Here is a 23,405-nt window from a genome sequence, read left to right as displayed (position 1 = left end):
CGTTGCCGGACTCCGTCACCTCTCATGCACGTTAGGGGCATTTCGGGCGGCGGGCGGGCTGCGGTGGGCCAAGGGGGTCAGCCGGGGGTCAGCGGGCCGCCGTCTCGGAGACGGCGGTGCGGACGGCTCGTTCCACCAGGTTCACGCCGTCCGGCATGGACGCGTTCCCGTTGGAGAGGACCGCGACGAGGTAGTGGTGGCCGCCGTTCGTGACGCGCCCGATGCTGTTGATGTCCCACCGGCCGGTCGTGGTGCGCATGAGCCAGCCGTTCTTCAGCGCCCACCCCGAGTCGGCGGCGGCGGAGACGCCCCAGGACTGGCCGGCGGAGATCTCGGTCATCAGGGTGCCGATGCGGTTGCGGGACGCCGTGTCCAGGGGGGTGGCTCCGGTGCCGAAGATCGCGCCGAGCAGTCGTATCTGATCGGTCGCGGTGGTCCGGGTGAGCCCCCAGAGGCCGCCGGGGCCGCCCTGGGTGGAGGTGAGTCCGAGCCGTTTGTTGGCCGACGCCAGGCCGGAGGCCTCGCCGATGGCCCGCCACAGGGCGGTGGCGGCGGTGTTGTCGCTGTTGCGGATCATCACCTGCGCCTCGGCGTTCTCCCGTGCGGTGAGGTCGCGCCGGTGGTCCCGAGCGTGCAGGAGCATGGCGGCGAGGATGTCGACCTTGACGATGCTCGCCGTGTCGTACGGCGTGTCGTCGCCGTAGACGGCGGGTTCCCCGCCGGTGCGGTCGAGGTCGAGGACGGCGGCGGTCACCCGGGCCGTGTCCGGCGCCTGGACGGCGGTACGGAAGGCGGTGGTGCCGGATCCGGCCTCGGCCGCCATGGCCGCCGGCGCGGCTCCGGCGAGCAGGGTCACCGCCGTGGCCACGACGGACAGGGTTCGGTTGAGCATGGCGGGAACCTTCGCAGTTCGGGTCGGAGGGACACAGAGCTGCGAACGTAGACAAAATGCCCGACCTGCGACATGACCGCCGCCACGAAAGGACCGGTTTCGGGCTGATTGTGAGGAGGGCAACAGGGCCTGTCTGTGAGCAGGGCGACAGCCCCTCACGCGGGCGGACCTTCCGCTGTACGGAACGTGAATTCCGCATGCCTCATCGGTGTCGGTCCGGGGGAAGAATGAGGTCAGAGTGACGGGCCTGGTCCCTGGGAGGTGCCATGAGCACATCGGCGGAACCGCGGGTGAGCGGTCTGGAGGTCCGGTCCATCGACTACGTGCCGCTGGACGAGCGGCACGGCAAGCTCTGGCACCTGGGTCCGCTGTGGTTCATGTCCAACGCGCAGATCGCCACCCTGGCCGTGGGGCTGATCAGCATCACGGAGGGCGGCAATCTGATCTGGTCGCTGCTGGCGATCGTCGCGGGCACGCTGATCGGCACGTTCTTCATGGCGTTCCACTCGGCGCAGGGGCCGCAGCTGGGACTGCCGCAGATGATCCAGTCCCGCCCGCAGTTCGGCTACGTCGGGGCGCTGCTGGTGTGGCTGTTCGCGTACGTGCAGTACGCGGGCTTCAACGTGTTCAACACCATCCTGGCCGCTCAGGCCCTGAACACCACGATCCACGGTGGGGTGAAGCTGTGGGTGGTCGTGGTCACGGCGATCGGACTGGTCGTGGCGCTGGTGGGGTACGACGTCATCCACAAGGCCGAGCGGTTCCTGACCTACACGTTCCTGGTCGTCTTCGGGATCTTCACCGTCGGGGTCCTGGTCACGCTGCACTACCCAGCGGGCTCCTTCGACCTCGGCGCCTTCAAGGCCACCCCGTTCCTGGCGCAGTTCGGCGTGGTCGCCGGCTACCAGATCAGCTGGGCCATCTACGTCTCGGACTACTCGCGCTACCTGCCGCCGGACGTCACCGTGCGCAAGACGTTCTACTGGACCTACTTCGGTTCGGCGCTAGGCGGCATCTGGCTGATGGTGCTCGGGACGCTGCTGGCCGGCTGGGCGGGCGCCGGCTTCGACACCATCCGGTCGATCAACGCCGCGGGTGACAAGGTCTTCGACGGCTTCGGCGCGATCGTGCTGCTGTTCTCCGCACTGGGCCTGATCTCGGTCACCGCGCTGAACATGTACGGCGGTTCCCTGACCCTGATCAGCGCCATCGACTCGTTCAAGCGGGTGCGGCCGACCCTGGGCGTGCGTCTGGTCACCCTCCTGGTGACCGCGGCGCTCTCCCTGATCGGTGCACTGGCGGCGACGTCGAACTTCCTGACGAACTTCAACAACTTCCTGCTGCTGGTGCTCTACCTGTTCATCCCGTGGACGTCCGTGAACCTGATGGACTACTACGTGGTGCGCCGGGGCCACTACGCGATCGCCGAGATCTTCAAGCCGAACGGCATCTACGGCCGCTGGGGCTGGCAGGGGATCATCTCGTACCTGGTCGGGTTCGCCGTCATGATCCCGTTCTTCTCGGTCGGCACCCTCTATGTCGGTCCCGCCGCGAAGGCCCTCGACGGCGCCGACATCTCCCTGTTCGTCGGGCTGCCGGTGTCGGCGCTGCTGTACTGGTGGCTGACCCGCTCGATCGACGTGGAGGCGGAGACCCGCATCGCCGAGGCGGAGGCCGCCGCACTGGAGCAGGCGGCACACGAGCACCGCGAGCCGTAGGGGCCGTCGTCGCCTTCGCCGTGGACGACGCCATGGAGGTCACGCTCCGGCGTTCGCCCGTGGGTTCCGTTCCCGCTGCCTGGCGGCCCAGCGCCACCGCGACCTCGTCCTGCTCGAACGGGCCTTGGCGGCGGGCCGGTTGCCCGCCGGGCTCGATCGGGACGCGGAGGCGGACCAGCTGGTGGGTCCCAGGTCAGTACGCGGAGTTGACGTTGTCGATGGAGCCGTACCGGTGCGCGGCGTAGTTGGCGGCGGCGGTGATGTTGGCCACCGGGTCGGTGACGCTGTGGGCCGTGCCGGACACGTGGTACGCGTTGAAGGTGGGGTCGATGACCTGGAGCAGGCCCTTGGAGGGGGTGCCCTTCTTGGCGTTGACGTCCCAGTTGTTCTGGGCGCTCGGGTTGCCGCCGGACTCACGCATGATGTTGCGCTTGAGGCCGTCGTAGCTGCCCGGGATGCCCTTGGACTTCATGATCTGCAGGGACTGCTTGATCCAGCCGTCCAGGTTGTTGCCGTAGCCGCCCTTCTGGGAGGCGGTGCGGCTGTCGCCGGAGGAGGCCGTGACCGCGGTCGAGGCGTGCGCCTGCGTCATCTCGGCAGCCTGTGCGTTCGCCGGCATCAGGGTGAGGGCGGCGGCCGCGGCACCCGTGGTGGCGAGGCCGGTCAGGCCGAGGGTGCGCAGGCGGGCGATGCGGGTGCGGTTGATCGTGGTCATGTGTAAGCAACTCTCCGGTCTGGGACGGCGTCGGCGCCGGCCGCGGTGCGCGGCGGCGGTGGGCGGAGCCCGTACTACCGGCGGGAGGTGGGCGGGTCCGGCGGGGTTCCGCTCGGCCCGTCGCCCGTCTCCCGGCGACGAGAGCAATGGTTAGCGGCAGCCGGAGCGGGTGGCAATCATGTGACGTACTACCCCACTTAGGAAACAATGGCCGGAATGTCGCTTATATATGCCTTCTGGGCAGTTCAGGGCGTTCCGTACCTACGACGCGCGATAGGATGTGATCTGGCTCCTATGGGGGGTGTCACGCATCCGGGGCCCTTTCGCGGGGTCCGCGGCACGGACCCGGCGCCCTCCGCAGGCCACGAACAGGCCGCCGCGAGAGCATCCGCCCACGCCTGTCACCCCCACACCGAAGCCGGGCGCGATCCGGGTGCTGATCGACGACGAGCCCGAGCTCACCGAACTGCTCTCGGTCGCCGTCGGCGCGGCGGGCCGGCGCCGACGACCACGTGGTGAAGCCCTTCTCCATGGAGGAGGTGACGCTCCGACTGCGCGCGCTGCTGCGCCGCTCCGGGGCGGGCGTGGAAGCCCGGAAGATCGCATCGGAGCCGGCCTGGCGCCGCGCTGGGTCTGCGGCCGGTCGGCGCGGATGACGGGACTGGTCGCCCCCGGTGCCGCGGGCGGGGCGGGTCTCGGGCCGGCCGTCGCGGCGGCGATCACCCAGGCGCACGGCGGCCGCGTCGAGGTGGCCGGCGCGCCCGGCGGCACACCCGGTTCACCGTCACCCTGCCGCTCGCGGCGGCACGGGAGCCGTACGACGGGCACCGCCTGACGTCAGCGCACCGCCGGCAGCTCCTCCCCGGCGGGCTTCCACCGCAGGTGGACGCTCTCCCCGTCCTGCCCGGCCCGCAGCAGTGACAGGCGGGGGCGGACGGCGTCGGTGCGTGCGGTGGGCGGTTTGCGCCGGCCGGCCCGGAACTGCACCGGCCACTCGGCGGCCGCTCCCGTGTACTCCTGCTCGGCGGCCGCGTGCAGGGTCCAGTGCGGGTCGTACAGGTGGGTTCGGCCGAGGGCGCACAGGTCGGCGCGGCCGGCGAGGAGGATGGAGTTCACGTCGTCGTAGGAGGCGATGGCACCGACGGCGATGACGGCCGCTCCGGTGGCGGCGGCGACCTCGTGCCGGATGCGGTCGGCGAAAGGGGTCTGGTACGAGCGGCCGTAGGCGGGCTTCTCGTCCTTGGTGACCTGCCCGGTGGAGACGTCGATGGCGTCGGCGCCGTGGGCGACGAAGGCGCGGGCGATCTCTACCGCGTCGTGCTCGGTGTTGCCGTCCGGCATCCAGTCGGTGGCGGAGATCCGAACGATCACCGGGCGGTCCGCGGGCCAGGCGGCCCGGACGGCGTCGAAGACCTCCAGCGGGAAGCGGAGCCGGTTCTCCAGCGGGCCGCCGAACTCGTCGGTGCGGTGGTTGGCGACCGGCGAGAGGAACGAGGAGAGCAGGTAGCCGTGGGCGCAGTGGAGTTCGAGGAGGTCGAAGCCGGCGTCCGCGCCGCGCCGGGCGGCCGCCGTGAACTCGTCCCTGATCCGGTCCAGGTCGGCGCGGGTGAGTTCGCGCGGGGTGGGTGAGCCGGGGCCGTAGGGCAGCGGGGAGGGGCCGGCGGTCTCCCAGTTGCCGACCGGAAGCGGTTCGTCCATGCCCTCCCACATCAGGCGGGTGGAGCCCTTGCGGCCGGAGTGGCCGAGCTGGAGGCCGATGCGCGCGGTGCTGTTCGTGTGCACGAAGTCCACGACGCGGCTCCAGGAGTCGCGCTGTGTGTCGTTCCACAGGCCGGTGCAGCCGGGGGTGATCCGGCCCTCGGGTGAGACGCAGACCATCTCGGTCATCACCAGGCCGGCCCCGCCCATGGCCTTCGAGCCGAGGTGGACGAGGTGGAAGTCGCCCGGTACCCCGTCGACGGCGGAGTACATGTCCATCGGGGAGACGATCACCCGGTTCTTCAGCTCCAGTCGGCCGATGCGGAACGGCCGGAACATGGCGGGAGCCCGGCCGCTCAGGCCCTGTGCCGCGGCGAAGGCGGTGTCGACGCGGTCGGCGAACCCGGCGTCGCGGGTGCGCAGGTTGTCGTAGGTGATGCGGCGGGAGCGGGTGAGGAGGTTGAAGCAGAACTGGGTGGGTTCCTGGCGGGCGTACATGCCGATGTTCTCGAACCACTCGAGCGAGGCCTGCGCGGCCCGCTGGGTGGACTCCACCACCGGTCGCCGCTCGCTCTCGTAGGCACTCAACGCGCCGTCCGTTTTCGGGTGTTCGTGCAGGCAGGCGGCGAGGGCGAGGGCGTCCTCCATGGCCAGTTTGGTGCCGGAGCCGATGGAGAAGTGCGCGGTGTGGGCGGCGTCGCCGATCAGGACCAGGTTCCCGTGGTGCCACCGCTCGTTGCGCACGGTCGTGAAGTTCAGCCACTTGGAGTTGTTGGCGAACACCCGGTGGCCGTCGAGTTCGGCGGCGAACAGCTCACGGAGCCGGGCCACCGCCTGTTCGTCGGACGCGCCCGGCGCGAACACCGTGTCCTCGGTGGCGTCGAAGCCCGCCCGGCGCCAGACGTCCTCGTGCATCTCCACGATGAACGTAGAGCCGGCGTCGGAGTAGGGGTAGCCGTGCACCTGCATCACCCCCCACTCCGTCTCCTTGACGAAGAACTGGAAGGCCTCGAAGACCCGGTCCGTGCCGAGCCACATGTACTTGCTGTGCCGGCGGTCCAGGGAGGGGCCGAAGGCGTCCGCATGGGCCGTGCGCACGCCGGAGTTGACGCCGTCCGCGCCGACGACGAGGTCGTGCGAGGCACGCAGCTCGGCGACCTCCGGCGCGAGGGTGCGGAAGTGCAGGGCGACGCCCAGGTCGCGGCAGCGCTCCTGGAGGAGGCGCAGGAGTTCCTTGCGGCTCATGGCGGCGAAGCCCTGGCCGCCGACGGTGTGGCTCTCGCCCCGGTAGTGGATGTCGATGTCCGTCCAGCGGGCGAAGCGGCGGGCCATGGCCTCGGCGAAGACGGTGTCGGCGTTCTCGATGCCGCCGAGCGTCTCGTCGGAGAAGACCACGCCGAAGCCGAACGTGTCGTCGGGGGCGTTGCGTTCCCACACGGTGATCTCGTGGGCGGGGTCCAGCTGCTTCAGCAACGCCGCGAGGTAGAGGCCGCCCGGGCCACCGCCGATGATCGCGATTTTCACCGGAGTTCCTCTCACTGCTCGGCGACCGGCTCGGCGGCCTGCTTCTGTTCGACGGCCTGCTCTTGTTCGACGGCCTGCTCCTGCACGGCTGCCTGCTCCTGTTCGATGATCCGGCGGAGCGCGAACCGCTGGAGCTTGCCGCTGGTGTTGCGCGGCAGGGTGTCGCGGAAGCGCACGTCCCGCGGGTACTTGTAGGGCGCCAGGACCTGCTTGACGTGGTCCTGGATCTCCCTGGCCTTCGCCGCGTCCCCGGTGACGCCCTCGCGCAGCACGACGAAGGCGCACACCACCGAGCCGCGCTCCGGGTCGGGCCTGGCCACCACCGCCGACTCGACGACGTCGGGGTGGGTGTCGACGGCCGCTTCCACCTCGGGTCCGCCGATGTTGTACCCGGAGGAGACGATCATGTTGTCGCTGCGCGCGTGGTAGTGGAAGTAACCGTCCTCGTCGCGGTGGAAGATGTCGCCGGTGACGTTCCAGCCGCCCACGACGTAGTCCCGCTGCCGCTTGTCGTCGAGATAACGGCAGCCCACCGGGCCGATGACGCCGAGCCGCCCCGGCTCCCCCGGGCCGAGCTCCTCGCCGTCGAGACCGAGGACGGCGGCCCGGTAACCGGGCACCGGGCGGCCCGTGGCGCCGGGCCTGATGTCGTCGCCGGCGGCCGAGATGAAGATGTGCAGCAGCTCGGTCGCGCCGATGCCGTCGATCACCTTCAGCCCGATGCGGTCGCGCAGCTGCTCCCAGGTGGTCAGTGGTATGTGTTCGCCGGCCGAGACCCCGGTGCGCAGCCGGCTCAGCTGGTCCTCTCTGCCGTCGCGCAGGATCGCCTTCCAGGCGGTGGGGGCGGTGGCGAGGACGGTGACGCCGTGCTTCTCGACGAGGTCGGCGAGCTGGGGCGGGGTCGCCGTCTCCGTGAGCAGGGCGCAGGCGCCGGCCCGCAGCGGGAAGACGACGAGCATGCCGAGGCCGAAGGTGAAGGCGAACGGCGCGGTGCAGGCGACCAGGTCGTCCGGCCGCAGCCGCAGGACGTGCCGTCCGAAGGTGTTGTCGATGGACAGGATGTCCCGGTGGAAGTGCATGGTGATCTTGGGGACGCCGGTGCTGCCCGAGGTCGGGCCGAGGAGCGCCACGTCGTCGGCAGCGGTGTCGACGTTCGTGAACTCGCCCGATTTCGCCGCGCACCGGGCCAGCAGGTCGCCGTCGCCGGTTCCGCCGTACTCGACCACCGTCAGGCCGGGCAGTGCGTCGCGGAGCTCGTCGGTGCAGCGGTGGTCCACGAGGGCGAGCGCGGGCCGGGTGCGGTCGGCGATCGGGACGATCTCGCGGGCGCGCAGCGCGGCCATCGTGGTGACCACCACCCCGCCCGCCTTCAGGACGCCGAGCCAGCAGGCCACCGTCCAGGGGGTGTTGGGAGCGCGCAGCAGGACGCGCCGGCCCGGCACCAGGCCGAGGTCCTCGGTGAGGACCTGGGCGACCTGGCTGGCGCGGGTGCGCAGTTCGCCGTACGTCCACAGCTCCCCGGCCGGGGTGCGCAGGGCGGGGCGGTCGGGGCCGTACCGCTCGACGGCCGCGTCGATGAGTTCGCCGGCCGCGTTGAGCCGGTCCGGGTAGGCCAGTTCGGGCGTGGTGAACTCGATGGTGGGCCACTGTCCGGCGGGCGGCAGGTGGTCCCTGGCGAAGGTGTCCAGGTGCGAGGTGGGTGAGAGCGGAAGAGCCAACGCGGGGTTCCTTCCGGGAGCCCGCCGGTCGTGTACGGCGGGCGGTTCAGGCGGGGCGGATCATGCCCTCCTGGACCACGGTGGCCAGGTGGCGGTGGTCGCGGGTGAAGAAGCGGCCGCTGCCCAGCCCGCGGCCGGCCTCGGCGGCCTCCGCTTCCTGGGCGTAGAGCAGCCAGTCGCCGACCGGTGCGGGGCGGTGGAACCACATCGCGTGGTCGAGGCTGGCGGTGACCAGGCCGGGGTCGGCCCAGGCGAGGCCGAGGACGCGCAGGACGGGTTCGAGGATGGTGTAGTCGCAGACGTAGGCGAGCGCGGCGAGGTCGCGCTGGGCGTCGGTGAGTCCCTCGACGGGGCGGAGCGCGTCGAACGGCCGTACCCAGACGGCCTGGTGGGGCAGTCGTGCGCCGTCGACGGTGAGGTAGACGGGGCCGGGCAGGTGGCGCATGTCGAAGCCGCGGCCGCCGCTCCAGTAGGCCTTGGAGCCGTCGGTCATGGTGCCGCCGGTGCGCTCGGCGAGGTACTCCGCCGTGCCGGGCAGGGACTCCGGGTCGGGTACGTCCGCGGGGAACTCGGCCTGGAAGGCCGAACCGGGCTCCCCTGCCGCGAAGTTGGCGAGGCAGACGTAGAGGACCTTGCCGTTCTGGTAGCCGCGCACCTGGCGGGTGCTGTAGCCGCGTCCGTCGCGCAGCACCTCGACCTCGTAGCGGACCTCGGCGCCGATGTCGGCCGGGCGCAGGAAGTAGCTGTGCATGGAGTGCAGGGTCTTGCCGTCGGTCACCGAGCGCATCGCCGCGGCGGCGGCCTGGGCGACGAGGTCGCCGCCGTAGGCCTTGGGCCAGGGGCAGGGCTGGGTGGTGGCGGTGAAGGCGAGGTCGAAGTGCTCGGGCGGGGCGGGCTTGAGGGTGAGGGCGGCCGTGACGATCGCGGAGGTGGGGGCGGCCTCGCCGGCCGGCCCGGCCGGGGCGGCGGTCACCGGTTCAGCCAGTCGCGCAGGTCGGTGTCGGCCACGTCGGGCAGGTTCACCACGATGTTCTCCGGGGTCCGGGTGGTCATCCACACCAGCGGCTTGGTCCTGGACAGGTTGCACTCGACGTGCGGCATGAACGGCGGGACGAAGACCCAGTCGCCCTCCGCCATGTCGAGGTAGTCCTCGAACTTCTCGCCGAAGTAGATCCGGGCCCGCCCGGACAGGACGTAGCCGCCGGTCTCGGCCTCGCCGTGGTGGTGGGAGACCGAGCGGTAGCCCGGTTCGTTGCTGACCTTGCCGTACCACAGGCGGCGCGCCGGGGTGTGCCGGGCGCTGACGCCCGACACGCGGACGGCGCCGCCCGAGTCGGCGGTGTTGGCGTCCTCCTGGCCGGCCCGGGTCACGACCGGGGCGACGATGCCGCTGGGCAGCCGGTACATCGCGTTGTCGCCCTCGAGCCGGTACTTGCCGAGGTCAGGCTCCATGGAATCGACTCCGTTTCCGTGGGCTCGCCGGGGTCCGGAACCGGACCGCGCGCTCTATCTCGTATTTTTCACGGTCGTCATTTATTGTCAATACGACCGGCCGTGCGGCCGGCGCCGGACACCACCGAACCGGAGGCCCGATGACTCCCGTCGCCGTGAACCCGCCCGCGCTGCCCGCCCCGAGCGGCTACTCGCACGGAACCCTCGCCGGGAACACGCTGTACCTGGGCGGTCAGACCGCGCTGGACGCCGACATGAAGATCGTTCCGGGTGGGATCGTCGAGCAGTTCCGCCAGGCGTTCGGCAATGTGATGACCACCCTGCGGGCGGCCGGGGGCGAGCCCGAGGACCTGGTGAGCGTGACCATCTACCTCACCGACATCCCCGACTACCAGGCCCACGGCAAGGAGATCGGCAAGGTGTGGCGGGAGCTGGCGGGGCCGGTGTACCCGGCGATGGCCGGCATCGGCTGCACCGCGCTGTGGCAGCCGGAGGCGATGATCGAGATCCTCGGTGTGGCGGTGATCCCGGAGGACCGGCTGGTCAGGCCGTAGGTCCTGGACCGGGTCCGGGATGTCGGGTGCCGGGTGCCCTAGCGGGCGTGTATGAGCGCCAGGGCGTGGGCGCGGGCGGGCTCCCGCAGGGTCTGGTCCAGTTCCTCGAAGAGCGCGCCGGCGGTTTCCCCCATCCAGTCCGGCGGCAGCAGGGACAGCGGCAGCCCGGGATCGCGGTACGGGAGCCTGCGCCACTCGGTGAGCATCGGCAGGTAGATCCCGAACGCCTCCCGGACCGGGACCGCGCCCGCCGTTGCGCGCTCGCGCACCGGCCGGTACCGCTCCAGGAAGTCGGCGTACAGCGCGGTGAGCTCGTCGAGGTCCCACCACTCGCGGACCTTCGCGGACAGGTCACCGAAGGCGAAGTGGTCACCGGTGAAGATGTCCACGTACGGCGTCAGCGCGAGGCGTTGCAGGGTGCGGCGGGTCTCGTCGGCCAGGATGCCGGGCGCCACCCACACGCCGGGGGCCGCGGTGCCGAAGCCGAGGCGGGTCAGGGCGGTGCGCAGGGCGTGGCGCTTGTCGCGCTCGGACTCGGGCACGGAGAACACGACGACGAGCCAGCCGTCGCCGGCCGCGGCCCGGTTCCGCTCGAAGATCCGCACGTCACCGTCTTCGAGGACCTCCAGCGTGCGGTCGGAGACGGCGTACCCGGCGGCACCCTCGTGGCGCTCCCCGCGCAGCACCCCGCGCCGCTTCAGCCGGGAGACCGCCGAGCGCACGGCCTGCCCCTCCACGCCGAGGTCGGCCATCAGGCGTATCACGGAGGCGACGGAGAGCCAGTTGTGCTCCCCGCGCGCGTACAGCGCGAACAGGGTGATGATCAACGGGCCCAGCCGGCTGTCCCGGCCGCCCGCGCCGACGGCGGACGACGGCTCGACGTGTGCTGTCATGCCCACCCACCTCCGGCCGGAGTCACCCTTCCGATCGCGCAGCAGCCTACCGCGCGTACGGGAGCCGCAGCGGCGCCGCGGATCACTGCCACGGGGCCCGGCCCCGCATGTCGTGCCGCGGGGCGCCTGCCGAGGGCACAGGCCGGCGGTACGGCACGGGCGGCGGCGTCCGACCGGGCATCGAATGCGGCGGCGCCGTCGTTGTCCCTGACACCTCTCGGTACCTCTGGTACCTCTAGTGCTTCAGATACCTCTGGTGCCTTCGCCGTCTCTGTTGGGGAGTCCGTCATGACCACACCCCGGGACCTGTTCCTCGTCACCGTGTACGACGCCGCCGCGCGGCCCGTCGAGCAGGGTGACCTCTCGCTGGCGCTCGCGGGAGCCGAACTGGTCGATCTCTTCGACGCCGGGGCGGTCACGCTCGACGGCGAGCTCATCGTGCCCGCTCCGGCGGGCACGACGGCCGACCGGCTCCTCGGGGAGGCGGCGGCGGCGCTGCGGCGGGAGACACCGTACGAGTCGGTCGAGGACTGGCTGTGGCGGCGGGGGCGCGGCCTGGGCGCCGCCTACCTGGACGCCCTGGAGGCGGACGGGACCGTCGCCCAGCAGCGGCGGCGCTGGCTGCCGCTGCCGACCGGGCGGACGGAGGCCGCCGACTCGCCCGAGCGGGCGCGGGCGCACGAGCGGTGGGCGTCGGGCGAGCCCGTGCTCGCCGCCCTGGCGGCCGCGGTGGGGATCCGGGACGAGGCGGCCAAGGACCTCGCGAGTTCGGTCTCCGACCCGATCGTGACGGTGGTGGCCGCCGTGGACGACGCCGTGACGGAACTGGCCGCCGTACGCCAGCGCAGGGAGATCGAGGACGCGGCGTTCGACAACGTCTGGCGCGGCCTGTGACGGTGGCTGCCGTGCGGCGGCGCCCGGGGCGCCCGTGAGCACCGCCGCCCGGGCGCCTCGCCCGGGCGGCCTACCGTCGTGCCGGCACCGTTTTGGCCGTCACTGGGCGGCCTTCTGGCCGGTCGGTGCGACCGCGAACCACTTGCCGTCGAGCCCCTGGCCGTTCAGGTCGCCCGGCTTGCTGTCGCCCGAGAAGCGGTGGACGGGCCAGCCGCCGACGGTGATCTGGACCTGACCGTCCGGGCGGCGGACGGCCCCGAACAGCTCGGTGGCGGCGCCCGGCTGCCCGTCCCGCGCCGCCCGGTCGGCCTGCCGTCGTAGCGCCCGGAAGCGGAGCAGGTCACTTCGACGACGCCGAAGGCGATCAGATCCGCGAAGCGCCGCACCATCGACAGGGACCGCGACTGGTCCCGGACTCACGCCCGGGACGCGGGCTGGATCCTGCTGACCGACGGCGTCACCGTGAAGGCGGTGCCGATGGGCCGTCCGACGCTGACCGCCGCGACCGACGCACCGACGCGCGCACGGGGACCCGGCAGATCGCCCAGCCTCACTTGAGGCCGCTGAGCATGACGCCCCTGATGTAGTACTTCTGCAGCAGCAGGAACAGAACAAGGACCGGCAGGACGCTCAGGACCAGGCCGGCCATGACGATGGGCAGGGTCCGCGTCGGGTCGACGTAGTCCTGGAGGAACTGGATGCCGACGGGCAGGGTCATCACGTCCGGGTCGGCGGTGGAGACGAGCAGGGCCCAGATGTACTCGTTCCAGGCGTCGACGAAGGTCAGCAGGCCGAGGGTGACCAGGACCGGCTTGGTCTGCGGGACGACGATCCGCCACCACACGGCGAACTCGCCCGCCCCGTCGATGCGCGCGGCCTCCAGGACCTCGTCCGGGAGGGCGACCACGAACTGGCGCGTCAGGAAGATCCCGAAACTGCTGACGAGGAACGGCATGGCAAGGGCCAGGATGCTGACGGTCAGTCCCGCGCCACCGCGCCCGAGGAGGTCGTTGCCGCCGGCCAGCGGCCAGTGCACCAGGATCAGGAAGTGCGGGATGAAGAAGAGGAACGGCGGGAACATCATCGTCGACAGCACCAGCCGGAAGACGAAGTCCCGGCCGGGGAAGCGGAGTTTGGCGAGCGCGTAGCCCGCGAGCGACGACGTGAGCAGCACCGAGCCGGTGATCGTGGCGGTGGCGACGACGCTGTTGCGGAAGAGCACCGGCAGGTCGAGCTGGTGGATCGCCGCCCGGTAGTTGGACAGGTCGAACGCCTTCGGCAGGAACCGGTAGGGCAGCGTGCCCGCCTCGTCCGGTCCCTTGAAGGACGTCATCAGCATGTCGGCGAACGGCACCACGGTGAGCACCGCGCCGGTCACCACCAGCAGGTACGACAGCCACGGGAAACGGCGGCGGATCACGCGTCCTCCCCCGTGCGCCGGAAGAGCCAGAGCTGGACCAGCGTGACCGCGAGGACCACCGCGAACAGCACGAAGGCGGCGGCGCTCGCGGTGCCCCAGTCGCCGTAGGAGAAGGCCTGCCGGTACATCTCGAGGGCGGCCACGTCGGTGGCGTCCCCGGGGCCGCCCTTGGTCATCACGATGATCAGCGCGAAGGACTGCAGGCCGGTGAGGAACTGGGTGACGCACACGAACAGCAGGGACGGCCGCAGCAGCGGCAGCGTGATCCGCCAGAAGACGGTCGCCGGCCCGGCCCCGTCGAGCGCGGCGGCCTCGTAGTACGACTCGGGGACCGACTTCAGCCCGGCGGTCAGGACGAGGATCGCCGAGCCGACGGAGGCCCAGGCCTGGACGACCACCACCGCGGGCAGTGCGGTGTCCGGGTCCTGGAGGAACGCCACCGAGCCGAGCCCGGCGGCGTTGAGGACACCGTTGACGAGACCGCCCGGCTGGTACATGTACTTCCAGACGTTGCCGACGGCGACGACGGTCGTGACGATCGGCAGGAAGTACAGGGTGCGCCACAGCCCCTGGAACCGCAGCTTGTCGATGCAGGTGGCGACGAGCACCGAGCCGGCGAGTGCGAGGGCCACGGTGCCCAGGGCGAAGAGCAGCGTGTTGGTGAGGATCGGCGTCAGGAACGCCGAGCCGTCGGCGAACAGGCCGGCGAAGTTGTCCAGGCCCACCGGGTGGATGTCGCCGAGGTCGAACCCGGCCCAGCGGGACGTCGAGAGGAGCACCGCGAAGCCGAGCGGCAGGGCGAGGAAGACGGCGTAGAACAGCAGCGTCGGTGCCAGGAAGAGGTAGGCGACGACGGCCTGGCGGCGCCGGTTGCGGGCCTGGATGCGGAGTCCGACGGCGGTGGACCCGCCGTGCGTCGCCCGTTCGGTGGGCTCCGGTGCCAGGGTGGCGTTCACCATGACCGCGTCACCTCCTGGTCGACCTGGCGGCGGGTGGCGCGCAGGGCCTCGTCGACCGTCTGCTGACCGGTCCACAGGGCCTCGATGTTCTTGCGCAGCAGCGACTTGGCCTGCTGCGCGCCGGGCACGTTCGGTTCGGGTACGGCGTACGCCAGCGCGTCCAGGAACGGACGCAGGTTCGGGTCGCCGCCCGCGCCGAGCAGCCTGCGCATGTCGTCGGCGCGGCCGGTCAGGGAGCCGACGGACGCCTGCAGCGCGCTCATCCGGGTGGTACCCCGCACTTTCTCGGTGTTGAGCCAGCGCAGGAACTCCCAGGCCTCGTCCGGGTGCCGGCTGGCGGTGTTGACGCCGAGCATGAAGCCGGTGGAGAGGGTGGCGCGTCTCCCGCCCGCCTCGGGGAGGGGCACGGGAGCGACACCGACGTCGCGGTAGGCCGGGCCCATCAGCGCCTTCAGGTTGGCGGTCCACCAGCCGGCGCTGATCACCATGGCGACCTGTCCGGAGGCGAACGCCTGGTAGACGTTGACGCCGGGGGCGCTCGCGCCCCTGTCGACGAGGCGGCGCTCCAGCTCGAAGACGGTCCGGCCGGCCGGCGAGTCGATGGCGGTGCGCCTGCCGTCGGCCGAGACGAACCGCCCGCCGGCGGCGTTGAGCAGGGCGAGGGTCTGGCCGACGGTCGTGGAGTCGTCGAAGGCCGACAGGCCGAAGCCCTGGACCAGCGTGTTGCCGTACCGGTCCTGCCGGGCGGTCCGGTAGGCGGCATCCTCCAGCTCCGGCCAGGTGCGCGGCGGGCCGTGGACGCCGGCCTCGCGCAGCAGCCGCCTGTTGTAGTAGAGGGCGTAGGTCTGCATCTCGGTGGGGTAGCCGTACACCCTGCCCGCCACCGATGCGGAGCCGGCCGCGGCGGCGCCGTAGCCGCGGCCGATCTCCTCGGCGTGCCCGGGCGGCGCGGGCCGCAGCACCCCGGCGCGGACGAGCTGGCCGTTCCACAGGCAGTACGGGTGCAGGATGTCCGTGCCCTGGCCCGCCGCCTGCCGGACCATGAAGGTGGTCAGCAGGTCGGTGAACTCGACGGCCTTCGTCCGCACCTTGACCCGGTCGTGCAGGGCGTTCCACTCGTCCACCGGTTTCTGGAGCGCCTTCTTGAGCTCCCCGCTCGCGTAGTGCGAGAGCAGGGTGAGGACGACGGGGTCGCCGGGCCGTCCGGTGCCCTGGTGCGGGGCCGCGCAGCCGGAGACCAGCAGCGCCGAGGGCAGCGCGAGCGCGAAGTGGCGCCGGCTCAGTGACGGTGTCACCGGGCGGCCTCCCTGCGCAGCACCCTGAACACCCGGGTCGTGGTGAAGCCGCTCTTGCGGTAGAGGTGCCCCGCCGGGGACTGCGCGCCGGTCCACAGGAACCACGCGGAGTGCGCGCGCAGCGCCCGCATCCGCTCCAGGACCAGGTGGAGCAGGACTTCGCCGAGTCCGGTGCCGCGCAACTCCTCCAGCACGCCGATCGGCCCGAACCGCTCGTCCACCGAGTCGAACGCTCCGTGCATCGCCCAGCCGGCCATCCGGCCCCCGGGGTCACGGGCCACGACGATCCGGTCGAGCGGGGTGCCCGCGGTCAGGCACGCCCGGATCGTGGCCGCCCAGTCCGGCCCGAAGTGGCTTTGGGCGAGGGCGAGGAGGTCCACCAGGTCGTCGTCGGCCGGGGTGCCGAACCGGTAACCCCGCGCGGTCAGCTCGCCCACCCGGAGGGCGACCTCGTCCGGGACGCGGTAGCCGACCAGGACGCGGTCCATCGCCGCCGCCTCGTACAGGGTGCGAAATCCCAGGGAGTCGAGGAGACCCGCCGCCTCCGGGTAGGCCTCGGCGTCCAGTCCCGGGAAGACGTAGTTCGGGGTGTACGAGGAGAAGTCCACCCGCGTCCGGCCGTGGCCGTGCAGCCAGTCGAGGGCCTCGGTGAGCAGCCGGCGGCCGAGGCCCTGCCCGCGGGCGTCCGGGTCGACGAAGAAGAACGGGATCCAGCCCTGCTCCGGTTCCAGGTCCGTGCCGGCCATCGGGGTCAGCCGGCGCACCGCGTAGGCGGCGCCGACGACCCGTTCGCCGTCGACGGCGACCCGCAGCCCCTCCGGGTCGAAGTTGGGGTCGAGCAGCACCAGCGAGCGGAACCGGTCCGCGGTGACGGGGTCGGCCGGCGCGCTCCGCCGCCACGCCGCCACGACCTGCGGTCCGTCGCCCGCGCAAAAGCCGCGGGTCGCGGTCCGGGTGGCCGGCGTGCGAGTCGTGAGGTCGGTCATCGACGGGGGGTCCTTCCGAGCGGGGCGGCAGCTGCCGGGGAGGCAACGGCGGGTCTCAGGGGTAGAGCAGCACGTCGTCGCCGGCCCACCGGCCGGGCGGGGCGGGCGGGTCGCACAGCGGCAGCGGGTCGTCGCCCGCGTCGACGGCGCGCCGCAGCCGGTCGGATCCCCACAGCAGGTCGACGAAGTGCCGGTGGCCGGTCCCCTCGGCGCCGGCGTCGGTGTCCGTGGTGTGCCAGGCGAAGTCGTCCGGGTACAGCCGCCGGAGCACGGCGAGCATCGCCACGGCGGTGCGTACGGGGGCGAACGCCGTGCGGTCGGTGACGTGGAGCTGGACCCCGCGCAGCTGCCGTCCGGCGTGTCCGTGGAAGGCCGGCACGAACCGCAGGTCGCGGAAGTGCACGCCGGGCAGGGCGAGTTCGGCGAGGGCGGGCGCGAACCGGGCGTCGAGGTAGGGGGCGCCGACGATCTCGAAGGGCTGGGTGGTGCCCCGGCCCTCCGAGAGGTTCGTGCCCTCGAAGAGGCTGGTGCCGGGGTACACGGCGGCGGTGGCGGGCGTCGGCATGTTCGGGGAGGGGGCGATCCAGGGCAGGCCGGTGGCGGCGGCGTCCAGGGCGCGCCGCCAGCCGAGGGCCTCGATCACCGTCAGGTCGGCCGCGCGGCCGGCGGCTCGGGGCACGGCCGAGGCGTTGAGATGCCGGGCGAGTTCGCCGCAGGTGAGGCCGTGCCGGACGGGGACGGGGGCGCGTCCGACGAAGCTGGCCCACGCCGGGTCGAGCAGCGGGCCCTCGCTGACGAGTCCGCCGAGCGGGTTGGGCCGGTCGGCGACCACGAAGCGGATGCCGGTGCGGGCCGCCGAGACCATCAGGTCGAACATGGTCCACACGTAGGTGTAGCAGCGGGCCCCGATGTCCTGGAGGTCGTACACCAGGGCGTCGACGCCGCTGTCGATGAGCAGCTTGTCGAGCCGCTCGCCGTCGCACCGGTACGTGTCGTGGACCGGCAGGCCGGTGCCGGGGTCGGTCCGGGCGGCCTCGCTCTCGCCGGCCTGGCCGGTCCCGTGCAGTCCGTGTTCGGGGCCGAACAGGGCCACGAGGGGCGCGCCGGCTTCGAGCAGCGCGGGCGCGGCCGGGCGCAGGTCCGGCAGGACACCGGTGTGGTTGGTCACCAGCCCGAAGCGGCCGGGCCCGGCGAGTGCGGGCGCCGCGTGCAGACGTGCGATCCCGGTCGTCACCGTGCCGCGGTCGTCCGTGCTCATCCCTTGCCCCGTCCGCCGGTGAGATCTCCCTCGAGCAATAGGCTGGAATTTACTCTTATGTCTCGTAATTCCGGCAGGGAATCGCGGGGAAGCGGATTGCCCCGATGGTGTGACGACGCCGGTTCCGCCGACTCCCGTGGGCGTCGCGGACGTTGGAACAGGCATGGGCCTCAGTGACACCCCTCCCTTCGCCCAACTGTCGGACGCCTACTGGCTGGACAGTCCCCACCTGGGCGAGGACGTCCCCGACCCGGCTCCCCCGGCCCCGCCGCCGTCCTTCGCGTGGCGGACCGCGATGGTCGGGCTGTCGGCGCTCACCGTCGCGGTCGCCCTGGTCATGGCGTTCGTGTGAGCCCCCGGCGGCCGGACCGGGCGTCACGACACGCCGACGCGCGTCCCCCGGACGTGGGACGTCGCCGTGTCGCTGGGACATCCGGGTGCGGTGACGGTGTGTGATGGCGCCGGACCTCGGTGCACCCGAGGCCCCGTTCGTCATCGTTTTCGCCGTTCCCGAAGGACTTCACCATGCGTCTCCTCCGCCCGCTCGCCGTCGCTCTCGGCGGGCTCGCCCTCACCGTCATCACCGTCGGACCGGCGTCCGCCGCCGACGGGACGTTCGTCTGGGTGGGACCGAAGGGCAAGGCGTACGCCATCCAGAACCCGCCGGACCGCAAGTGCCTCGACATGGCGCAGGAGGCGCGCGGACCGCAGAACGCCACGAAGAAGACGCTCGCCGTCTACAGCAAGGCGAAGTGCAAGGGCACCGAACACCGGATCGCCCCCGGCCGCTCGGCCTCCGGCAGCGTCCGCTTCGCCAGCGTGGTCTTCAACCCCCGGTAGGCCCCGCTCCGCCCTCCGGTGGCGCCGGTCACGTCGTGGTGACCGGCGCCACCGGTCCGTGTGCGGGCGTCACAGGGGCGCGCGGGCGACCGTCATCACGTACGCCCCGAACAGCCACGAGAGCGCGGCGAGGGCGCCGACGACGAGGACGGTCTGGGCGGGACGCACACGCCGGCTGCCGGCCAGGGCGCGGGCGAGCGGGATCAGGAGGGGGAAGGCGGGGAGCAGGAAGCGGGGCTTGGAGGAGAAGGAGCCCGAGCCGCCGAGGACCACCAGGACCAGGACGCCCGCGAAGACCAGCAGGACCAGCGGGGCCCGGTCCAGGCAGAGCAGGCCGAAGAGCAGCACTCCGGCGGCGACGGTCACCAGGGCCGCCGCGTAGACGAAGCCGCCGCCGTGCAGCAGCAGGCTCTTGACGAAGCGGAGTGAGCCCGCGCCGAAGTCGAAGCGGGAACTCCAGGCGGCCTGCACGTGGAAATAGCCGTGCAGGAGGTTGCCGGTGCGCCGGCCGACCCACAGCACGTAGCCGAGCCAGCCGAGCGGGGCGAGCAGGCATCCGCCCCACAGGGCAAGCGGCACGCGGCCTCGTCGCCGTACCACTTCATGCGCACCCGCGGCCAGGACGGCGGCAGCGACCGCGAAGCCGGTGGGGCGGGAGAGCCCGGCCAGCGCGGCCAGGCAGCCGGCCCACAGCCAGCGGCGCGTGAGGACGCAGTACAGGGACCAGGCCGCGAGGGCCGAGAAGAGGGACTCGGTGTACGCGATGGTGAGTTCGACCGACTGGGGCAGTACGGCCCACAGGACGACGAGCGCGGCGGCGACGGCTCGGCCGTACAGGTGGTCGCCGATCCGGTGGATGCCCCACGCGGCCGCCACGGCGGCGGTCCAGGAGACGGCCAGCGCGGCCTTGCCGGGGGTCAGGGGCAGGACCGTCGTCACGGCGTGGACGAGCCCGGGGTAGAGCGGGAAGAACGCCCAGTCGGTCTGGACGGCTCCCTTGCGGGTGATCAGGATGAGGTCGCCGTAGCCGTGGGCGGCGATGTGCAGGTACCAGCGGGCGTCCCAGGCATGGGCCAGGTTCGCGACCAGGGGGCGCCCCAAGGCGTGGTTCGCCACGGCGACGGCGACGACTCCGGCGAGCCGGACGGCCGTGAACAGGACGAGGGCCGGCAACAGGCCGGACGGGGCGCGGCGGCCGGGTGCGGGCCGGGCGGGGCCGGTCTGCGCGGCGGCACCGGGCCGCGGGACGGAGGACGTGCTCACCCTCCGACCTTCGGCAACGTCCCGCGTCCGCGCAACACGGAACGGAGGGTTCTTACGATCTTCCGCCGGGGTTCAGAACTTCGCGATCCGCATCACACCCGGACCCCCTTGATCGATCATTCACCGGGCGGTTTAGCATATGAGCGCCACCCAGCTCGATCGAGAGATTCAGGTCTGTGACTGTCAACGACGACTCGTTCACCAACTGGAAGAACCGCGAGGAGATCGCGGAGTCGATGATCCCGCTCATCGGGAAGCTGCACCGGGAGCGGGACGTGACGGTCCTCCTCCACAGCCGCTCCCTGGTGAACAAGTCGGTGGTCAGCATCCTCAAGACCCACCGCTTCGCCCGCCAGATCGACGGTGCCGAGCTGTCGGTCACCGAGACGATGCCGTTCCTGCGGGCGCTCACCGCCCTGGACCTCGGCCCCTCCCAGATCGACATCGGCATGCTCGCCGCGACCCACAAGGCCGACGACCGGGGCCTGAGCGTCGAGGCGTTCACCGCGGAGGCGGTCGCCGGGGCCACCGGCGCCAACAAGATCGAACAGCGCGAGCCGCGGGACGTCGTCCTGTACGGCTTCGGCCGCATCGGCCGCCTGGTGGCCCGGCTGCTGATCGAGAAGGCGGGCTCCGGCAACGGCCTTCGGCTGCGGGCCATCGTGGTGCGCGGGGCCGGCGGCGAGGACATCGTCAAGCGCGCCTCGCTGCTGCGCCGCGACTCGATCCACGGCCAGTTCCAGGGCACGATCACCGTCGACGAGGAGAACAGCACGATCCTCGCCAACGGCAACGAGATCAAGGTGATCTACGCGGACGACCCGTCCCAGGTCGACTACACGGCGTACGGCATCCGGGACGCGATCCTCATCGACAACACGGGCAAGTGGCGGGACCGCGAGGGCCTGTCCAAGCACCTGCGCCCGGGTATCGAGAAGGTCGTCCTGACCGCGCCGGGCAAGGGCGACGTCCCGAACATCGTGCACGGCGTCAACCACGACACCGTCAAGCCGGACGAGCAGATCCTGTCCTGCGCCTCCTGCACGACCAACGCGATCGTACCGCCGCTGAAGGCCATGGCCGACGAGTACGGGGTGCTGCGCGGGCACGTCGAGACGGTGCACTCGTTCACCAACGACCAGAACCTGCTGGACAACTACCACAAGTCCGAGCGCCGCGGCCGGTCCGCGCCGCTCAACATGGTCATCACCGAGACGGGTGCCGCCTCCGCCGTGGCGAAGGCGCTGCCGGACCTCAAGGCGCGCATCACCGGAAGCTCGATCCGGGTCCCGGTGCCGGACGTGTCGATCGCGATCCTCAACCTCCAGCTGGCCCGCGAGGCCTCCCGCGCGGAGGTCCTCGACTACCTCCGCGAGGTGTCGCTGACCTCGCCGCTGAAGCGCCAGATCGACTTCATCACCGCCCCGGACGCGGTCTCCAGCGACTTCATCGGCTCGCGCCACGCGTCGATCGTCGACGCCGGCGCGCTGAAGGTGGAGGGCGACAACGCGATCCTCTACCTCTGGTACGACAACGAGTTCGGCTACTCCTGCCAGGTGGTCCGGGTCGTCCAGCACGTCTCGGGCGTGGAGTACCCGACGTTCCCGTCCCCGGCGGTCTGACGCCCCTCTCCCCCTTCGGCAGCCCGGCCCCCAGTACACACAGGGGGCCGGGCTGCTCGCGCTCTTGACGCGATCACGGCCCGATGGCAGGTTTTTATCGATACAACCGACTTCACGAACTCTGTTCCGTATATCGAACAACTCGAATCACCCGGACAGGAGTGCCCGCGTGCCCACCGCCACCGCGATCATCAACCTCGACATCGAGGGCCCGACGATCAGCCGCCACCTCTACGGCCACTTCGCCGAACACCTCGGCCGCTGCGTCTACGGCGGCTTCTGGGTCGGTGAGGACTCCCCCGTCCCCAACGAGGGCGGCATCCGCCTGGACGTCGTGACAGCCCTGCGGGCCCTGGACATCCCCAACCTGCGCTGGCCGGGCGGCTGTTTCGCCGACGAGTACCACTGGCGGGACGGCGTCGGCCCGCGCGAGCAGCGTCCCCGGATGGTCAACACGCACTGGGGCAACGTCGAGGAGAACAACCACTTCGGCACCCACGAGTTCATGGCCCTGTGCGAACTCCTCGGCGCCGAGCCCTACATCAGCGGCAACGTCGGCTCCGGCACCGTCCGCGAGATGAGCGAGTGGGTGGAGTACCTCACGAGGGACGGCGACAGCCCGATGGTGCGGCTGCGCAAGGAGAACGGCCGCGAGGAGCCGTGGCGGGTGAAGTACTGGGGCATCGGCAACGAGACCTGGGGCTGCGGCGGCAACATGCGCGCCGAGTACTCGGCCGACCTGGCCCGCCAGTACGCCACCTACTGCCGCGACCACGGCGACAACAAGCTCTACCGGATCGCCTCGGGCGCCTCCGACGCCGACTACAAGTGGACCGAGACGCTGATGCAGCAGATCAGCTGTTTCGGCTGCGAGGCGACTCCCAAGAACTTCTTCCAGGGCATCTCCGTCCACTACTACACGCTCTCCGGGCCCTGGGAGGCCAAGGGCAGCGCCACGGACTTCGACGCCGAGGACCACTACCGCACGATGCTGTCGGCCCACCGCATCGACCGCATCCTCACCGGCCACTCCACGGTCATGGACGTCTACGACCCGGGGCGCACCGTCGGCCTCGTCCTGGACGAGTGGGGCACCTGGTGGGACGTGGAACCCGGCACCGACCCGGGCTTCCTCTTCCAGCAGAACACCCTGCGCGACGCGCTGGTGGCGAGCACCCACTTCGACGTCTTCCACCGGCACGCGGCCCGCCTGCACATGGCCAACATCGCCCAGACCGTCAACGTCCTGCAGGCCATGCTCCTCACCGACGGCGACGCCCTGGTCCTGACCCCGACCTACCACGTCTTCGAGATGAACAAGGGCCACCAGGACGCCACCTCGCTCCCCGTGCACCTGCGCGGCGAGGGCACCCGGCGCACGGTCGGCGACGCGGAACTGGAGACGGTGTCCGCCTCGGCCAGCGTCAAGGACGGCACCGTCCTGATCTCGCTCAGCAACCTGGACGCCGAGGAACCGGCCGAGGTCACCCTCGACCTGCGCGGCGGCCGCCTCGGCGAGCCGGCCGCCCGGATCCTCACGGCCGACAAGCTCCAGGCCCACAACACCCCGGAGGCCCCGACGGGCGTCTCCCCCACCGCCTTCGACGGCGTGTCCGTGACCGCCGGCGGACTGCGGCTCACCCTCCCGCCCCACTCGTTCGTCACCGTCCAGGCTCCCCTGGACCGGCCCTGACCCGCAGGAGC

The 23,405-nt window shown here is 71.7% G+C and carries 22 protein-coding genes; 8 read left to right on the top strand and 14 right to left on the bottom strand.

The window, feature by feature from the left end; translation table 11 throughout:
- Positions 1 to 88: 88 nt before the first annotated feature.
- Complete coding sequence (locus ACFY0K_RS36545) at positions 89 to 892, bottom strand: serine hydrolase (RefSeq protein WP_390643463.1); 804 nt, start codon at positions 890 to 892, stop codon at positions 89 to 91.
- 266 nt (positions 893 to 1,158) lie between these two features.
- Here ACFY0K_RS36545 and ACFY0K_RS36540 point away from each other — a divergent pair, with 266 nt between their 5' ends.
- Entirely contained in the window at positions 1,159 to 2,610 is a 1,452-nt protein-coding gene (locus tag ACFY0K_RS36540) for a purine-cytosine permease family protein (RefSeq protein WP_390643462.1), read from the top strand.
- A gap of 193 nt (positions 2,611 to 2,803) precedes the next feature.
- Here ACFY0K_RS36540 and ACFY0K_RS36535 read toward each other — a convergent pair whose 3' ends face one another.
- Entirely contained in the window at positions 2,804 to 3,325 is a 522-nt protein-coding gene (locus ACFY0K_RS36535; RefSeq protein WP_390643461.1) for a transglycosylase SLT domain-containing protein, read from the bottom strand.
- A gap of 652 nt (positions 3,326 to 3,977) precedes the next feature.
- Here ACFY0K_RS36535 and ACFY0K_RS36530 point away from each other — a divergent pair.
- A complete protein-coding gene (locus tag ACFY0K_RS36530; protein WP_390643460.1) occupies positions 3,978 to 4,160 on the top strand; it encodes a hypothetical protein in 183 nt (60 codons plus the stop codon).
- Between the two features lie 2 nt (positions 4,161 to 4,162).
- Here ACFY0K_RS36530 and ACFY0K_RS36525 read toward each other — a convergent pair whose 3' ends face one another.
- The 4 genes from ACFY0K_RS36525 to ACFY0K_RS36510 are packed head-to-tail and all read right to left on the bottom strand — an operon-like array spanning position 4,163 to position 9,717.
- Positions 4,163 to 6,547, bottom strand: coding sequence for a bifunctional salicylyl-CoA 5-hydroxylase/oxidoreductase (locus tag ACFY0K_RS36525; RefSeq protein ID WP_390643459.1), 2,385 nt, complete (start codon positions 6,545 to 6,547; stop codon positions 4,163 to 4,165).
- A gap of 11 nt (positions 6,548 to 6,558) precedes the next feature.
- A complete protein-coding gene (locus ACFY0K_RS36520; protein WP_390643458.1) occupies positions 6,559 to 8,265 on the bottom strand; it encodes an AMP-binding protein in 1,707 nt (568 codons plus the stop codon).
- Between the two features lie 46 nt (positions 8,266 to 8,311).
- Positions 8,312 to 9,238 (bottom strand): acyl-CoA thioesterase, encoded by a 927-nt coding sequence (locus tag ACFY0K_RS36515; RefSeq protein ID WP_390643457.1) that lies wholly within the window; start codon positions 9,236 to 9,238, stop codon positions 8,312 to 8,314.
- Positions 9,235 to 9,717, bottom strand: coding sequence for a cupin domain-containing protein (locus ACFY0K_RS36510; RefSeq protein ID WP_390643456.1), 483 nt, complete (start codon positions 9,715 to 9,717; stop codon positions 9,235 to 9,237). The genes ACFY0K_RS36515 and ACFY0K_RS36510 overlap by 4 nt, the downstream gene beginning before the upstream one ends.
- Positions 9,718 to 9,857: 140 nt before the next feature.
- Here ACFY0K_RS36510 and ACFY0K_RS36505 point away from each other — a divergent pair, with 140 nt between their 5' ends.
- A complete protein-coding gene (locus tag ACFY0K_RS36505) occupies positions 9,858 to 10,271 on the top strand; it encodes a RidA family protein (protein WP_390643455.1) in 414 nt (137 codons plus the stop codon).
- A 38-nt stretch (positions 10,272 to 10,309) separates the two neighbouring features.
- Here ACFY0K_RS36505 and ACFY0K_RS36500 read toward each other — a convergent pair whose 3' ends face one another.
- Entirely contained in the window at positions 10,310 to 11,164 is an 855-nt protein-coding gene (locus ACFY0K_RS36500) for a PaaX family transcriptional regulator C-terminal domain-containing protein (RefSeq protein ID WP_390643454.1), read from the bottom strand.
- A 288-nt stretch (positions 11,165 to 11,452) separates the two neighbouring features.
- Here ACFY0K_RS36500 and ACFY0K_RS36495 point away from each other — a divergent pair, with 288 nt between their 5' ends.
- Positions 11,453 to 12,058, top strand: coding sequence for a GPP34 family phosphoprotein (locus tag ACFY0K_RS36495; RefSeq protein WP_390643453.1), 606 nt, complete (start codon positions 11,453 to 11,455; stop codon positions 12,056 to 12,058).
- Between the two features lie 99 nt (positions 12,059 to 12,157).
- Here the strand turns inward: ACFY0K_RS36495 and ACFY0K_RS36490 are convergent, their stop codons facing one another.
- The 6 genes from ACFY0K_RS36490 to ACFY0K_RS36465 all read right to left on the bottom strand — a co-directional run bounded on the left by ACFY0K_RS36490 (position 12,158) and on the right by ACFY0K_RS36465 (position 17,976).
- Complete coding sequence (locus tag ACFY0K_RS36490; protein ID WP_390643452.1) at positions 12,158 to 12,478, bottom strand: hypothetical protein; 321 nt, start codon at positions 12,476 to 12,478, stop codon at positions 12,158 to 12,160.
- A 130-nt stretch (positions 12,479 to 12,608) separates the two neighbouring features.
- Entirely contained in the window at positions 12,609 to 13,478 is an 870-nt protein-coding gene (locus ACFY0K_RS36485; protein ID WP_390643451.1) for a carbohydrate ABC transporter permease, read from the bottom strand.
- Positions 13,475 to 14,437 (bottom strand): carbohydrate ABC transporter permease, encoded by a 963-nt coding sequence (locus ACFY0K_RS36480; RefSeq protein WP_390643450.1) that lies wholly within the window; start codon positions 14,435 to 14,437, stop codon positions 13,475 to 13,477. The genes ACFY0K_RS36485 and ACFY0K_RS36480 overlap by 4 nt, the downstream gene beginning before the upstream one ends.
- Positions 14,431 to 15,732 carry an ABC transporter substrate-binding protein gene (locus ACFY0K_RS36475; protein WP_390643449.1) on the bottom strand — a complete coding sequence of 434 codons (1,302 nt, stop codon included), beginning with the start codon at positions 15,730 to 15,732 and terminating at the stop codon, positions 14,431 to 14,433. Before ACFY0K_RS36475 ends, ACFY0K_RS36480 begins: the two co-directional genes overlap by 7 nt.
- Positions 15,729 to 16,718, bottom strand: a complete 990-nt coding sequence (locus ACFY0K_RS36470; RefSeq protein WP_390643447.1) for a GNAT family N-acetyltransferase — start codon at positions 16,716 to 16,718, stop codon at positions 15,729 to 15,731. The genes ACFY0K_RS36475 and ACFY0K_RS36470 overlap by 4 nt, the downstream gene beginning before the upstream one ends.
- Before the next feature lie 55 nt (positions 16,719 to 16,773).
- The gene (locus tag ACFY0K_RS36465; RefSeq protein WP_390643446.1) at positions 16,774 to 17,976 is read right to left on the bottom strand and encodes an exo-beta-N-acetylmuramidase NamZ domain-containing protein; all 1,203 of its coding nucleotides are present in this window, start codon (positions 17,974 to 17,976) and stop codon (positions 16,774 to 16,776) included.
- A gap of 163 nt (positions 17,977 to 18,139) precedes the next feature.
- Between ACFY0K_RS36465 and ACFY0K_RS36460 the strand changes: the two genes are divergently transcribed.
- A complete protein-coding gene (locus tag ACFY0K_RS36460; RefSeq protein ID WP_382727406.1) occupies positions 18,140 to 18,328 on the top strand; it encodes a hypothetical protein in 189 nt (62 codons plus the stop codon).
- Between the two features lie 173 nt (positions 18,329 to 18,501).
- Positions 18,502 to 18,816: a hypothetical protein gene (locus ACFY0K_RS36455; RefSeq protein WP_351961411.1), complete on the top strand. Its 315-nt coding sequence runs from the start codon at positions 18,502 to 18,504 to the stop codon at positions 18,814 to 18,816.
- Between the two features lie 69 nt (positions 18,817 to 18,885).
- Here the strand turns inward: ACFY0K_RS36455 and ACFY0K_RS36450 are convergent, their stop codons facing one another.
- Positions 18,886 to 20,079: a hypothetical protein gene (locus tag ACFY0K_RS36450; protein ID WP_390643445.1), complete on the bottom strand. Its 1,194-nt coding sequence runs from the start codon at positions 20,077 to 20,079 to the stop codon at positions 18,886 to 18,888.
- A 176-nt stretch (positions 20,080 to 20,255) separates the two neighbouring features.
- Here ACFY0K_RS36450 and ACFY0K_RS36445 point away from each other — a divergent pair, with 176 nt between their 5' ends.
- Together ACFY0K_RS36445 and ACFY0K_RS36440 are read left to right on the top strand one after the other, a co-directional pair.
- Positions 20,256 to 21,701 carry a glyceraldehyde-3-phosphate dehydrogenase gene (locus ACFY0K_RS36445; RefSeq protein WP_351961413.1) on the top strand — a complete coding sequence of 482 codons (1,446 nt, stop codon included), beginning with the start codon at positions 20,256 to 20,258 and terminating at the stop codon, positions 21,699 to 21,701.
- A gap of 169 nt (positions 21,702 to 21,870) precedes the next feature.
- Positions 21,871 to 23,394 carry an alpha-N-arabinofuranosidase gene (locus tag ACFY0K_RS36440; protein ID WP_390643444.1) on the top strand — a complete coding sequence of 508 codons (1,524 nt, stop codon included), beginning with the start codon at positions 21,871 to 21,873 and terminating at the stop codon, positions 23,392 to 23,394.
- Positions 23,395 to 23,405 lie beyond the last annotated feature (11 nt).

This window comes from Streptomyces sp. NPDC001507, from assembly GCF_042894765.1.
Taxonomy (GTDB): Bacteria; Actinomycetota; Actinomycetes; order Streptomycetales; family Streptomycetaceae; genus Streptomyces.
This window is presented reverse-complemented; position numbering and strand designations above follow the sequence as displayed.